This window comes from Methylophilus sp. 42, assembly GCF_000384155.1.
Lineage (GTDB): Bacteria > Pseudomonadota > Gammaproteobacteria > Burkholderiales > Methylophilaceae > Methylophilus.
The window spans coordinates 670,493-684,897 of sequence record NZ_KB913031.1; the positions used below are offsets into that span (position 1 = coordinate 670,493).

The window sequence follows — 14,405 nt, forward strand, 5'->3', positions numbered from 1 at the left end:
AAACGGAAAAACTATGGCAGCCGCAAAAAAAGATTATTACGAAGTGTTAGGTGTAAACCGTGACGCCAGCGAAGAGGAAATTAAAAAAGCCTTTAAGAAGCTGGCCATGAAGTTTCACCCTGACCGCAACCCGGATAACCCGAAAGCCGAAGAAAGCTTTAAAGAAGCCAAAGAAGCTTATGAGGTTCTGAGCGACGACCAGAAGCGTGCCGCCTATGACCAGTATGGCCACGCCGGGGTTGACCCTAGTATGGGTGGTGGTTTTGGAGGCTTTAACTCCGGCAATTTCAGTGACGCATTCGGCGATATTTTTGGTGATATTTTCGGCGGTGCGCGTAATCAGCGTTCTAACGTGTATCGTGGCGCTGACTTGCGTTACAACCTGGAAATTTCACTCGAAGATGCCGCCAAAGGCACCGAAACCAAGATTCGTATCCCGGTGCAAACCAGCTGCGAAACCTGTCATGGCTCGGGTGCGCGTCCTGGTACGTCACCTGTTACGTGTACCACGTGTAATGGTCATGGCCAGGTGCGCATGCAGCAGGGTTTCTTCTCTGTGCAGCAAACTTGCCCTAAATGTCATGGCACCGGCAAAATGGTGAAAGAGCCTTGCCCAACCTGTCATGGCGGCGGCCGTGTGAAACAAAACAAAACCTTGAACGTTAAAATCCCGGCCGGTGTCGATGAAGGCGATCGTATCCGCCTCAGTGGCGAAGGCGAGGCGGGTGTCAATGGTGGACCAACCGGTGATTTGTACGTTGTTGTGCATCTCAAAGAACATCCGATTTTCCAGCGCGAAGGCGCAAACCTGCATTGCGAAATGCCGATCAGTTTTAGCACCGCAGCGTTGGGTGGTGAAATTGAAGTGCCGACGCTGGATGGCGCAGCCAAGATGAAAATCCCGGCTGAAACGCAAACCGGTAGCGTGTTCCGTTTACGCGGCAAAGGTATCAAGCCATTGCGCTCCAGTGAGCATGGTGACCTGATGGTACATGTAGTGGTTGAAACCCCGGTGCGTCTGACAGAAAAACAGAAAGACCTGCTGCGTGAATTTGAAAGCAGCACCCAGGCTGATGCGGGCAAACACAGCCCCAAGAATAAAAGCTGGGTAGATAAAGCGCGCGACTTTTTCAGTTAATCAATTTGTCACAGGGTGGCCGATAGTCTGGCGGGTAAAACCCTGCTAAACTATCGGCCACTTCTTTTTTACCGTTTTGCGTTAAACGGTGTCTGCAAGTTGTTGTTTTTATTAAAGTTACAATTTAATAACAATTGAATTTTGCCTTTTACAATTCAGTTACAGCTTGGTCAAATTACTGCAATAACTCCTCCCTATACTGGACTCATCTTTAAACGAAACACAAAATGTTTTGTTTGATGGCTGGTTTAGTTGATCTTCAACGACTAGCATTGATTTCCTCCTGATCCAAACCCCCTTTTAACCCGCATTAGCGGGTTTCTTTTTTTCTACCTGCACATTCTCCATGCACAAGCTCGCCGCGAGCGGGGTGGTCTCTGCTGTCAACATCGTTTATGATGACATGCATCGCTTGCAACATTTTGATGTTTAACACCGTGCCGAGCAAACTTGATCATGTTGAAAATTGCTATTTTTAATCAGAAAGCAGGAGTGGGTGCGACCACCACTGCACTTAATCTAGCCGCAGCCAGTTATCGTAAAAAGCGTCAGGTCGCCTTGCTGGATATGGACCCGCAAGCCAGGCTCACCGAGATGTATAAGCACACTGGCCTCGATCTGCAGCAGCACTTGTTCAGGTTTTATCAGGATGCGACACCGCTGGATACCTTGTGCCAGCCTTTACGTAATGGCCTGCAATTGATTCCGGCCAATTCTGAATTAATGAAGGTCGATTCACAGTTTGGTCGCGGCCCGGCGACATTAGGCAGGCTGGGCCAAGGCTTGCGCGTTCTCGAAGGCGCACAACCGGCGCTGGAAGTGTTCATGGATTGTTGCCCGTGTGTGGGCGTGATTTCACTGAGCGCGGTGTTTGCCAGTGACCTGGTGCTGGTGCCGGTATCCACTGACTATCTGTCTATCAATTCTGCCGTCAAAATGGATAAGGCGCTGAATGCCTTACAACCGGTATTAAAACGCAAAGTACAGCGCCGCTATTTACTCACGCGTGCCGATAAACACAAGGCGATGGCCACTGAGGTAGAGCAGGAAATGCGCCGCCTGTTTGGCAGCGAGGTGCTGATCAGCAAGATACATGAGCATGCTGCATTGGCCGAGAGTGCGCGCATGGGGCAACACGTGTTTGAGTATGATGCCGATAGTGCTGCCGCGCAAGATTACATGGCGTTGTATTACGAGTTGCAGGATGTGATCAAACAATTGCCGCGCCCTGAGCTGCTGGCCGCTTAAGCGACTAAGAATCCCGGCGGCTACTCAGCCATTGCCGTCGCCAGAACACCAGCAACATCGCTACCGCAATCAGTAACATCATCAATATTGCCCACCAAAAGCCATCTGGGTCTTTTAACCACGGCATTTCGTTAAAGTTCATGCCAAAAATTCCCGCAATCAGGGTGGCAGGCATAAACAGCATGGCGACGACGGTCAGCGCACGCACCTCCAGATTCACGCGCTGGCTGAGGCTGGTCATGTATATATCCATCAGGCCACTTAAGGTGTCGCGAATCGCTTCCAGTGATTCTGTGAAATGCACGGTATGGTCATACAGGTCACGCAAATAAGGCACCGTTTGCGGACTAAAAAATCCGTGTTCATTACGAATCAGGCTATTCAGTACTTCACGCAATGGCCACACCGCGCGCCGCAGCTGTATCGTGACATGTTTGAGACGGTGGATATTTTGCAAGTCTTCTGGGCTGGGGCGATCCAGTAATTGGTTTTCAAGTTGCTCGGCATCCTCATTAATGGCTTCCAGCACCTGAAAGTAACGTTCCATCAGGCTATCCAGCAGGGCGTAGCATAAATAGTCAGGGCCGCTCTGGCGCAATAATGCCTGGCCCTGGCGCAAGCGTTCGCGCACCGGTTCAAAACTGCCGGAAGGTCTTTCCTGGAAAGTGAGCAGCCACTCACGTCCCAAAGCCATGCTGATTTGCTCGGAGCTGACGCTCATGCTTTCTGCATCGTAGTAAAACAGGCGTGTTTCCAGAAACAGGTAGTCCGGATAGGTGTCGAGTTTAGGCCGCTGCTCGGTATTTAAAATATCATCCAGTACCAGCGGGTGCAATTTGAACCGGCGGGCGACCGCTTGTAACAATGGAATATCAAGTACGCCATGCACATTGATCCAGGCGACATGCCCGGCGGGTGGCTGCCAATTGACGATCTCCTGCATGGTGAGCTGGGCTGACAGGATATCTTGCGCGTTGTAGCAAATTTTATGGATACAGGCAGCAGGTAAGGGCGGACCTGCAGGATTCTCGATGAGTGCCGGGTTATCGGCGCCCAGCAGTCTGTGCTTGCGGTGCGTATGTTTACGTTTTGCCATTGTCATCCCAGGTAAAATTGCCGTTCCAGCATAAGCGTTCACCGGCTGGAAATCAACCCGCGAACAGGTGGCTGGCCAGTCTATGCTAAAATAAAGAAAATTATTCAGTGGGAAAATCGCATGTCTGGCAATACCATCGGCACCTTGTTTACCTTGACCTCGTTTGGCGAGTCACATGGCCCTGGCATTGGCGGCATTGTCGATGGTTGCCCACCTGGGCTGGAGCTGAGTGCGGCAGATTTGCAAGTGGACCTGGACCGCCGCAAACCGGGGACGTCGCGCCATGTGACCCAGCGCGCCGAAGCTGACGAAGTGGAAATTTTGTCTGGTGTGTTTGAAGGTAAAACGACTGGCACACCAATTGGCTTGTTGATCCGCAATACTGACCAGCGTTCGCAAGATTACAGCAAAATCATGGATACCTTCCGTCCCGGCCATGCGGATTATACCTACACGCAAAAATACGGCATCCGCGATTACCGTGGTGGTGGCCGCTCCAGTGCGCGTGAAACTGCTGTGCGCGTGGCGGCTGGTGCGATTGCCAAAAAATGGCTCAAGCAACAATACGGGGTAGAGATTCGTGGCTACTTAAGCCAGATTGGCGAAATCAAGATTCCGTTTGTGAGCTGGGATGCACTGGCGCAAGAAGGCAATGCCTTCTTTTCACCCAATGTCGAGATATTGCCGCAACTGGAAGCCTATATGGACCAGGTCCGCAGTGAGCGCGATTCAGTGGGTGCACAGATTACCGTGGTGGCCGAGAAAGTGCCGGTCGGCTTGGGCGAGCCTGTATTTGACCGTCTGGATGCTGATATTGCACACGCCATGATGGGCATTAACGCTGTGAAAGGTGTAGAAATCGGTGCTGGTTTTGCTTCAGTTGCCCAGCGTGGTAGCGTGCACAGCGATGAACTGACACCGCAAGGCTTTGCTACCAATCATGCCGGTGGCATTTTGGGTGGCATCTCCAGTGGTCAGGACATTGTCGTCAATGTCGCGTTCAAGCCAACGTCCAGCATCCCGCAACAGCGTCATTCTATCAACCAGGCAGGTGAGGCGGTGATGATGCAAACTACTGGTCGCCACGACCCATGTGTCGGCATCCGTGCGACGCCTATCGTGGAAGCTATGCTGGCGCTGGTGCTGATGGATCATGCCTTGCGCAACCGTGGTCAGAATGCAGACGTGCATTCCAAGGTGCCGACGCTGTAATGTCTTTCAACGCCCAGGCACAGTCTTGGGCGATATTTACCAACGCGCGAGTATGTTATGAGTCACGCCTTACACTTTAATCTCTCGCGTTTCTATTTTATCTATTACTTCTTTGTCGGTGCGTTTGTCCCTTACTGGGGCTTGTACCTGACCGCAGAATCCTTTTCCCCGGCCGATATTGGCATTCTGATGTCCTTGTTCCAGCTGAGCCGTATTGTGGCGCCTAATTTGTGGGGCTGGCTGGCGGATCACACGCGACAGCGTGTGCGCTGGATACGCACTACTGCCTTTCTTGGCTTGCTCGGATTTATCGCCATTTTCTGGGCACATGATTTCACCACCATGTTTGTGGTGATGATCGCCCTCAGTTTGTTTACCAGCTCGACCTTGCCATTGTCAGAGTCACTGGTACTGGCGCATTTGGCCAGCACTAACGGCCATTACAGCAAAATCCGCTTGTGGGGCTCGTGGGGCTTTATTTTTGCCTCGGTGTTGCTAGGCTATCTGACTGACTGGTTTGGTATTGGCAGCCTGCTCTGGTTTATTTTACTGGTGCAATGCACCTTGTTCGGCCTGACGTGGAAGTTGCCTGAAGCGCATGTGCCGCCGCATGCGCATGACGATTTCTCCGTGTGGCAAATATTGAAGCAGCCTGCCGTGATTTCGTTGCTGGTGGGTTGCGCCATGATGGTGACCGCGCATGGCCTGATGTACAACTTTTACTCTATCTATCTGGCTGAGCATGGCTACAGCAAAGGCATGATAGGCTGGTTATGGGGACTGGGTGTAATTTGCGAAATTGGCATTTTTATCAAGATGCCTTGGATCATGACACACTTTAAACTCAAAACCATTTTGCTGACCAGCTTGCTCATCGGTGTGGTGCGTTTCACCATGATGGGCCTGGTGCCGGATAACTTATGGTTGTTGTTGCTGGCGCAAACCATGCATGCCTTCACTTTTGGCAGTTTTCACGCGGCATCGGTAGAAGTCGTGACGCAATATTTTAATGGCCGCCATCAGGCCAAAGGGCAGGCCATTTATAACAGTGTGGCATATGGCATCGGCGGGGCGCTGGGTGGTTTGCTGGGAGGATTTGCCTTGCAGTACCTTGGTGGACAACTGACGTTTACACTGGCGGCTTTGTTTCCGCTACTCGGTGCCATTATTGTGGCACTTGGCTTGCATCTATCACAACCCTATGCCCGTAAAGGCATGTTTAGCCATTGATGCAATGACAGCCGATCAAAGTAAAACAGCCCGCATGCGGGCTGTTTTTATTTCTACTGCGACGATTAATTCACGCGTTTATCGCGCTCAATCAGAGCGTACGCGCTGTGGTTGTGGATAGATTCAAAGTTCTCTGATTCGACCACGTATTTCACAATGCGTTTTTCATCATTAAGCTGTGCCGCGACGTCGCGCACCATATCTTCAACGAATTTTGGATTGTCATAAGCACGCTCGGTCACAAACTTTTCATCTGGGCGTTTGAGCAAACCATACAGCTGGCAAGAGGCCTGATCTTCAATCAGTGTCACCAGGTCTTCCAGCCACATAAAGTCATTCAAGAGGGCCGTCACTGTGACATGCGAGCGCTGATTGTGTGCACCATAGTCGGAGATTTTTTTACTGCATGGACACAGGCTGGTGACTGGCACCATGACTTTGACGGTGATTTCAAAATTACCTTGTTTGATCTCACCAATAAAGGTCACATCATAATCCAGCAAGCTTTTGACGCCGGAAACCGGCGCGGCTTTGTTGATGAAATAAGGGAAACGCATTTCCACATAACCGGATTCAGCTTCCAGTCGTTCTACCATTTGACGCAAAATGGTTTCGAATGAGTCGATCGAAATGGCGTGCTCATTCATGTTCAAAATCTCGACAAAGCGAGACATATGCGTGCCTTTGAAGTTATGTGGCAAATGCACATACATATCAAACAGGGCCACAGTATGTTGCTCACCACCAGATTTATCTTTGACAATCACCGGGTGGCGAATAGATTTGATACCGACTTTGTTGATATCCAGTCTACGCACGTCTGGCGTATTCTGTACATCTTCGATCGTTGTGGGGATCACGGGTTGATTCATCAGGGTTCCATCGCGGGCATTCCCGCCAGTTAATTAATAGTTGAGTTTACTACTCGGAAATTAATTTCTCAATAGCAGACTTGATACCGTTGTTGTCTAGACCACATTCGGCCAGCATAGTTTCGTGGCTGCCATGCTCGATGAATTGGTCTGGCAAGCCGAGGCAGCGTATCGGTTTGGCTATGCCATGCGCTTGCAAACATTCCATCACGGCCGCGCCAGCGCCACCCATCACGGCATTTTCTTCCACAGTGAGCAGGTAATCGTGCGTGCGCGCCATGTCCAGCACCATGGCTTCATCGAGCGGTTTGATAAAACGCATATTGACTACGCTGGCATCAAAAGCTTCTGCTGCTTGTAGCACTGGTTGCAGCATGCTGCCAAAAGCCAGAATGGCGATTTTTTTACCGTGGCGCACCAAGTGTGCTTTGCCGATAGGCAGTGATTCTAAGGCTGGCGAAATACTCGCGCCTATGCCACTGCCGCGTGGATAGCGTACGGCGGCGGTGCCCGAATACTGGTAACCAGTCGTCAGCATTTGGCGGCACTCGTTTTCATCGCTAGGCGCCATGATGACGATATTGGGGATACAGCGTAAAAAGCTTAAATCAAAGCTGCCGGCATGTGTCGGGCCATCGGCGCCAACCAGGCCAGCACGGTCAATTGCCAGTAATACGTCCAGGTCTTGCAAGGCGATATCATGAATCAATTGGTCATACGCGCGTTGCAAAAAGGTCGAGTAAATCGCCACCACTGGCTTCAGGCCGTCACAGGCCATGCCCGCAGCAAATGTCAGCGCATGCTGCTCGGCAATGCCCACATCAAAATAGCGTTGTGGATAGGCGTCAGCAAAGCGGTTGAGGCCGGAACCATCACACATGGCAGGCGTGATGCCGACCAGTTTGTCATCTGCTGCGGCCATGTCGACCAGCCAGTCGCCGAATATTTGCGTATAACTTGGTCGCTCACTATGGCTTAGGCTATGCCCGTTTTGCGGGTCAAACTTGCTCACACCATGGTATTTGTTCGGATTCGCTTCGGCCGGGCTGTAGCCTTTGCCTTTTTGTGTCACGACATGCAAAAATTGGGGGCCTTGCAGCTGGCGGATATTACCCAGCGTATCGATCAGGGTGTCGATATCGTGGCCGTCAATCGGGCCAATATAGTTGAAACCGAATTCTTCAAATAGCGTTCCTGGCGTCACCATGCCTTTGGCATGTTCTTCGGCACGTCGCGCGAATTCCTTCACCGGCGGCATGATATCCAGCACTTTTTTGCCGCTGCGGCGCACGCTGTCATACAGTTTGCCGGACATTAAGCGAGCAAGGTAATTGTTAAGCGCGCCGACGTTGTTGGAGATGCTCATGTCGTTATCATTGAGGATTACCAGAGTATTGGTATCCATGTCGCCAGCATTATTCAAAGCTTCAAATGCCATGCCCGCCGTCATGGCGCCATCGCCAATGATCGCCACGCTGCGGCGATTCGAGCCTTGTGCTTTGGCAGCAACAGCCATGCCTAACGCGGCTGAAATCGAGGTGCTGGAATGGCCGGTGCCAAACGTGTCGTATTCGCTCTCATCGCGCTTGGGGAAGCCGGCAATGCCTCCCGCTTTGCGCAAATTAGCCATGGCTTCGCGGCGGCCAGTTAGAATTTTGTGCGGGTAGGTTTGGTGGCCGACATCCCACACCAGGCGATCATCAGGCGTGTTGTAGATGTAATGTAATGCGATGGTGAGTTCAACCACACCCAGGTTAGAGGCCAGATGGCCGCCCGTTTGCGATACGCTTTGAATCAGGAATGCGCGTAGTTCTGCCGCCAGCACTTTGAGCTGCGAGCGCTCCAGCGTGCGGAGGTCGGTAGGGGAGTCAATGCGGGACAGCAGCGAAGTCATGATTAAAATGGGCGCTCACAAATAAATTTGGCAATGCCGCGTAGCGGGTCTGCCTGCGGGCCGAAGCTCGCCAGTAACTGCAATGTTTGCGCGTACAGGGTGTTTACCAGCGCTTTCGCCTCTTCCAAACCAAGCAGGCTGACGTAGGTCGATTTTTCCTGTAAAGCATCTTTGCCTGCGGTTTTGCCCAGTGTCTGTGTATCTGCGGTGGCGTCGAGAATATCATCGACCACCTGGAATGCCAGCCCCATATGCTGACTATATTGCTCTAAGGCCGTGATGAGTTGCTGATGCGTGTGGTCCGCTGCATAAGCACCCAGTAATGCTGCCGCTTCAATCAGGGCGCCCGTTTTGTACTGGTGCATTGTTTGCAATGCCTCACGTGACAGCAATTTGCCTGTGCTCTGCAAGTCTATGCTTTGGCCGCCACACATGCCGCGTGAACCGGTCGCTGTTGCCAATACCTGCACTTGTTTTAAAGCTTGCGGCGCACTGGTGCTGGCCAGGCATTCAAAGGCCTGGCTTTGTAACGCATCGCCCACCAGTAAGGCGGTCGCATCGTCATATTGTTTGTGGCAGCTGGGCTTGCCGCGGCGCAGGTCGTCATCGTCCATGCACGGCATATCATCATGCACTAGAGAAAAGGCGTGGATCAGTTCCACTGCGGCGGCGGCGGCATCTGCCGCGTTGGGTGTCGCCCCAGCCAGTTCTGCCGCAGCATAACTTAACAAGGCGCGCACACGCTTGCCCCCGCCCAGCACCGCATAACGCATGGCCTCATGCAGGCGGCCAGGTAACGTGCTCTCACTGGGTAACGTGCGTGACAATACCTCTTCAACACGTTGCTGATGTGCGCTGGCCCAATGATCAAAAACAAATGGAGGCTGAGTCATGACTAAAGACAAAAGAAAGCAGGCGCGTTAATTGGCCTCAAAAGGAGTCAGCTGTTGCTGCTGGTTCAAGATCAGCACGGTTTGTTCGGCTTGCTGCAGTGATTCCTGGCACACTTGCAATAATTGCATGCCCTCAGTGTAAGCCGTTAATGCGGCTTCCAGTGGCAGTTCGCCAGACTCCATACTTTTAACGATGGACTCCAATGCTGCCAGTCGCTCAGCAAAAGTTTGTTGATCATTCACCGTAGACGGTGACTTTTTGGAAGCACTCATGAAAATTAGCCTGTGAAAACGCCAGCTATTTTAACAAAACTCCCCAAGCTTGCGGGATTATTCTCATGTGTACGAAGGATAGATCAGGCAGGTAAAACGCGCAGCAGAAATTGGCGAATATCGTTGATTTCTTCTTCACATACACTGTGCGGCATGTCGTATTCGTGCCATTCCACCGCATAACCCGCAGCCTCTAGCGTTTGCCGCGACGATTGCGCAGTCGCCAGTGTAATGACACTGTCTTGTCGTCCATGTGCCATCCAGATCGGCAACGGCTTGTTGGCGAGATGCTGTTTTTCTTTAAGCTGATTTTTTAAGGGCAAATAAGTAGATAGCGCTAATACGCCAGCTAGGGGTTGATCGAAGCGCGTTGCTGTGTGCAAAGCCATTGCGCCACCCTGTGAAAACCCCGCCAGTAAAATACGTTGCGAAGGGATGCCACGTGCAATCTCTGCTTCAATCATGGCATTAATTGTCGCCTGCATATTGTTGATGCCAACTTCATCTTGAGTGCTTTCTGACTGCAACCCAAAAATGTCATACCAGGCACGCATCTCGTAACCGTTGTTCAATGTCACCGGACGATAAGGCGCATGCGGCAGGATAAATTTGATATATGGCAGGTTGAGCATTTGAACCACGGGCTCAAAGTCATGGCCGTCAGCGCCTAGGCCGTGGAGCCAGATGATGCATGCCTTGTTATGGCTTTCTGAATTAATAACAACGTTACTTAACATGGCTTGGGCTTAAATTTTCAATCGAATAATAAAGTGCTTATTTTAATTAATATTTAAGAATTAACTTAGCTATGCCTGCAAGTTTTTATAACGTTACTTAAGCCTCTACTCAATTAACATTACAGGAGTACAGATGGTGATGTCGATATTAGGGGGCTGGCAAACGCTGAGAGTTTAAGTTCGACTTTGCTCAGCGATTAGGAATTAACGCGCAAGAATTGCTAGCTTAAATAAGCCAGAATAAACGCGAACTGTTTTGAAGGTATATTTTGAGCTTACGCTCGATTCTTGCTGAGTCTGAATAAACGAAAGCACCGATTTACGGGCTTTCGTTTATTTCTTTGGATTTGTTAAGACGCAGCTCTGGTGCATGTTGCACCTTGAGACATATCACATGTAATTACTCTGCCTGTACCAGCATTTCTAGCTGGAACAGGGGTGAATGTTGTGGTTGCAGCTGTTGGCGTCGTAATCGCATTGCATGCTGATGGTCTGTGGTCATTTACTGTGCGACCAACAGTGAGGGCAGCCAGCGAACTTTTTGCATATGCACTTGCTTCGGCCAAACATGCCGAGTCTGCAGCTTCGCGTGTGTAATCTTGATAAGCCGGAATCGCTACAGAAGCCAAAATACCGATAATGGCCACAACGATCATCAATTCAATCAGGGTAAAACCTTGTTGTACGTGTTTTTTCATCATGTTTTCCTTTTGAGTCAAGTTTAAAGTGAACATCTACTGTTTCATTCACTGCTTTTCCAACAGTGTTCGCTAAACCCTAAAGCAACAGCTGTGCCAGCTCTTTACTTTGGTCTGTAACATATTGAAAAATATGAATTAAAGGGTTTTTATGCTTTATTTTTTCGAATTGAATTCAAGATCTTTTGGCTAGGCGGGCAAAATAAAAGATGACGTAAAGTGGCAGCTATCGCCAATCTTTGGCAATACAAGTGATGTTTTTGGTCAGGAGGAAAGTGGGGGGGGGCTTAGATGCAAAAAAGGGATTGTGTGGTACACAATCCCTTTATTTGGTGTCAGTGTTTAGCTTTTGACCAAACACTGCATTTGCAAAAACTGTTGTTTACAACGTAAGACTTACCAGAACTTCCACCAGGGTTTACTGTTGCCTTGCGTGCGCTTACCAGAACCCTGGCTAATTACTTTCCCGATTCGGCGACCTTTTTCAGGCTTTCCAGACCAGCATCAAAATAATCGTTAACTGCTTTGGTTGCAGCGTCGTCATTTTGTTCAGGTTTTGGGATGTTTGAAGAGTCGGCACGTGTGTAGCTGCCTTTAACCGTTACCACTGCTTCGTTGCCGCTGCCGGTCACAGTGATGCTTGGGTAAAAGTTAGACACTTGCAAGGTGCTTTTTTCAATCACGTATTCATACTTCAAGCGCATGCCAGCGTCGTCGGCAGAGCGCAGTTTTTCGTACATCACGCCGCCGTTTTTCAGTTTAACGGTGCGATAAGTGGCGTCATCACCGTTTTCATCTTTTTTCTGCTCTACGGTGGTTGATTCAACGCCTGCGTGCCAAGCTTGTACATTGCCAAAGTCTTTGAACAATGCCCAGACTTTTGCCGGTGCTGCTTTGATGGTGACGGTTTTTTCAAAACGTAACGCAGCCGCACCGTGTGCGCCAGCAGTCAGAGGGATCAGCGGCAATAAAGAAACAGCAATAATGCCTAGAATTTTTTTCATTACATTTCTCCTGATATTTACAGACTTTCAAAACTAAAAGTAAGCGGTACTTGATAAAAGTAGGCAGTCTTGGAGTTTCAAAAACAACCCGTGACTTTACCTAAAAAAAAGCTTCTTTGCGACTAATTCATGGGGCATCCTGTGAAAAAAACAAATTTTATTTGGCCTGAAGTATAAATTGTCCAAATGACCGGCATAGTTTGGGGCTGGCAATGGTGTGCGTGACGGTATTTGTCTGAGCGTCAATCATTGAAACGGTGTCTGATCCCCAATTGGCAACGACGATTTGATTGGTCGCTTTGTCATACTCAATCCCTTCCGGGAACTCGCCGACGGTAACCGTTTTCACGGTTTTGCCTGTGTTTAAATCAATCACCGAAACGCTTTCTGCATGATTGTTGCTGACATAGGCCCAGCGACTGTCCGGGCTAATGGCCACGCCATAAGGGTGTTGCCCGGTTTTGACTGTGCTTGATTGATAGGTATCCACATTCAGCAAGGTGAGTGTGTTGCTGACCACATTGACGACGAACAGTGTGCGTCCATCAGGACTGAGCGTTAAAGCGAACGGGTGCAAGCCGACCGGGATTTGCGCCAGCGTTTTCAGCGTATTGGTGTCGACAACGGTAATGTCGTTGCTATCGCGGTTGGCAATAAACAATTTTTTGTTGTCTGCGCTGACCAGCATGCCTGAAGGTGTCTTGCCCGCCTTGAAGGCTTTTTGTTTTTCAGGATGCGCGGTGTCCATGGCAATCACCTGTTCGCCACCCCAGTCGGCCACATATAAGGTGCGTTCATCTCGGCTGAGTGTGATGCCAACGGCTTGTACTGGCACCGGGATGTCTTGCACCTTTTGCTGGGTATGGCTATTAATGATGGAGACGCTTTGGCTATTGGCATTGCTGATGTAAACGCGCTGCTGCTTTGCCGCAATCGCCACGCCCACTGGCGCTTTACCAACGTCTATCGTCTGTATGACCTGTTTTTTTTGCGTGTCGACTACCGATACTGTGTCACTGCCCTGGTTGGTGATGTAGGCTAAATTACCTGCGTGACTGAGTGCGCTCCACACGAATAGCAAGAGCAGGCTACTGCACTGTTGGTGCAGCCGATGTTGTTTGGGTGCGTGAGAGGTGTGTGTCATTGGCAGGTGCATAAAGATAAAACGGTTGTGAGTGTATCGGGTTGACAGACGTATTAATTATATGACCATAAATACATTGTGGGAATTTGGCATTTTATTTGTAAATGTATGAAAATAAACAAAATATTCGCCTTTGACCCTAACGGACTATTTTATACATTCAGTCCGCTGACTTAAAATAGCAAAGAATTTTTTAATCCTAAATTGTTTAATCTATAAGGAAGTCACAATGAAAAAAATATTTTATGCTGGCCTTAAGTTGCTGCTGTCGATGTCGCTACTGGCAACCGCGCAATCTGCCTCTGCCTTGACTACGGGCACCGTGGTAGGTTCCAATTTCGTGAACGGGCAATCTAGCTATGTCACTACATTTGCTGATGGTACCACTGCGACTTTTGCTGGTAGCAGTGCATTCAAGCAAAAATCGCAAGCTGGCATTACCGGTGTTGGCATTGCCGGCGGTAGAACAGATGGTGAAATTGATATCGGTGAAACATTGACGGGTACATTCTCTAAAGAAGTGATTGTGTCCTCTATTAACCTGGCATTGTTGTTTGATGGTCCAGAGTATAACGATGTGAAAGAAGTGGCAAAAATGCTGGTCAGTTTTGCTGATGGCGGCACTGGCGTTTATTATTTGACAGCCACTGGTGTACACACTGCCGCCTGGACTGGCGAAGGCTCAGTCGTGTCCATTGGTAGTGGTGCTGTTGATGGCGGTACAGGTGCCTGGCAGTTGAATAATCCGTTTGGTTTCCGCTCTGTAGACAGCATTGTGTTCACTGCAGTCAAAGGCTATCCTGATTCACATTGCAAACAATGTGATAACCAGTCTGATTACACTTTTGTAAACATGACCGTGATTCCAGTGCCAGAAGCAGATAAGTCTGCCATGATGTTTGCTGGCCTGTTGGTCGTGGGTGGTTTGGCTGCGCGCCGTATGAAATCCTGAGTATTTCAGGATTG

Annotated in this window: 14 protein-coding genes; 5 read left to right on the forward strand and 9 right to left on the reverse strand. The window is 49.8% G+C overall.

Going from position 1 to position 14,405, the window contains the following annotated elements:
- Positions 1–13 precede the first annotated feature (13 nt).
- Entirely contained in the window at positions 14–1,138 is a 1,125-nt protein-coding gene (dnaJ, locus tag MET42_RS0103250) for a molecular chaperone DnaJ (RefSeq protein WP_019881335.1), read from the forward strand.
- Positions 1,139–1,594: 456 nt separating this feature from the next.
- The gene (locus MET42_RS0103255) at positions 1,595–2,386 is read left to right on the forward strand and encodes a ParA family protein (protein WP_019881336.1); all 792 of its coding nucleotides are present in this window, start codon (positions 1,595–1,597) and stop codon (positions 2,384–2,386) included.
- Positions 2,387–2,390: 4 nt separating this feature from the next.
- Here MET42_RS0103255 and corA read toward each other — a convergent pair whose 3' ends face one another.
- Positions 2,391–3,482, reverse strand: coding sequence for a magnesium/cobalt transporter CorA (gene corA, locus MET42_RS0103260; protein ID WP_019881339.1), 1,092 nt, complete (start codon positions 3,480–3,482; stop codon positions 2,391–2,393).
- A 120-nt stretch (positions 3,483–3,602) separates the two neighbouring features.
- Between corA and aroC the strand changes: the two genes are divergently transcribed.
- Together aroC and MET42_RS0103270 are read left to right on the forward strand one after the other, a co-directional pair.
- Positions 3,603–4,694, forward strand: coding sequence for a chorismate synthase (aroC, locus tag MET42_RS0103265; protein ID WP_019881340.1), 1,092 nt, complete (start codon positions 3,603–3,605; stop codon positions 4,692–4,694).
- Between the two features lie 57 nt (positions 4,695–4,751).
- Positions 4,752–5,924 carry an MFS transporter gene (locus MET42_RS0103270; RefSeq protein WP_019881341.1) on the forward strand — a complete coding sequence of 391 codons (1,173 nt, stop codon included), beginning with the start codon at positions 4,752–4,754 and terminating at the stop codon, positions 5,922–5,924.
- A gap of 65 nt (positions 5,925–5,989) precedes the next feature.
- On the opposite strand, the gene folE2 is transcribed toward MET42_RS0103270, so the two are convergent.
- From folE2 to MET42_RS0103310, 8 genes are all read right to left on the reverse strand, one after another.
- Positions 5,990–6,796, reverse strand: coding sequence for a GTP cyclohydrolase FolE2 (gene folE2 / locus MET42_RS0103275; protein ID WP_019881342.1), 807 nt, complete (start codon positions 6,794–6,796; stop codon positions 5,990–5,992).
- Positions 6,797–6,845: 49 nt separating this feature from the next.
- A complete protein-coding gene (gene dxs / locus MET42_RS0103280; RefSeq protein WP_019881344.1) occupies positions 6,846–8,690 on the reverse strand; it encodes a 1-deoxy-D-xylulose-5-phosphate synthase in 1,845 nt (614 codons plus the stop codon).
- 2 nt (positions 8,691–8,692) lie between these two features.
- Positions 8,693–9,583 carry a polyprenyl synthetase family protein gene (locus MET42_RS0103285; protein WP_019881345.1) on the reverse strand — a complete coding sequence of 297 codons (891 nt, stop codon included), beginning with the start codon at positions 9,581–9,583 and terminating at the stop codon, positions 8,693–8,695.
- A gap of 27 nt (positions 9,584–9,610) precedes the next feature.
- Complete coding sequence (gene xseB, locus MET42_RS0103290; RefSeq protein ID WP_019881346.1) at positions 9,611–9,856, reverse strand: exodeoxyribonuclease VII small subunit; 246 nt, start codon at positions 9,854–9,856, stop codon at positions 9,611–9,613.
- A gap of 83 nt (positions 9,857–9,939) precedes the next feature.
- Complete coding sequence (locus MET42_RS0103295) at positions 9,940–10,593, reverse strand: alpha/beta hydrolase (RefSeq protein WP_019881347.1); 654 nt, start codon at positions 10,591–10,593, stop codon at positions 9,940–9,942.
- 350 nt (positions 10,594–10,943) lie between these two features.
- Positions 10,944–11,327: a prepilin-type N-terminal cleavage/methylation domain-containing protein gene (locus tag MET42_RS15015; RefSeq protein WP_369751511.1), complete on the reverse strand. Its 384-nt coding sequence runs from the start codon at positions 11,325–11,327 to the stop codon at positions 10,944–10,946.
- 422 nt (positions 11,328–11,749) lie between these two features.
- Positions 11,750–12,295 (reverse strand): SRPBCC family protein, encoded by a 546-nt coding sequence (locus MET42_RS0103305; protein WP_019881350.1) that lies wholly within the window; start codon positions 12,293–12,295, stop codon positions 11,750–11,752.
- Positions 12,296–12,452: 157 nt separating this feature from the next.
- Positions 12,453–13,439, reverse strand: a complete 987-nt coding sequence (locus MET42_RS0103310) for a beta-propeller fold lactonase family protein (protein ID WP_019881351.1) — start codon at positions 13,437–13,439, stop codon at positions 12,453–12,455.
- A gap of 229 nt (positions 13,440–13,668) precedes the next feature.
- On the opposite strand from MET42_RS0103310, the gene MET42_RS0103315 reads away from it, so the two are divergent.
- Positions 13,669–14,391 carry a hypothetical protein gene (locus tag MET42_RS0103315; RefSeq protein WP_019881352.1) on the forward strand — a complete coding sequence of 241 codons (723 nt, stop codon included), beginning with the start codon at positions 13,669–13,671 and terminating at the stop codon, positions 14,389–14,391.
- Positions 14,392–14,405 lie beyond the last annotated feature (14 nt).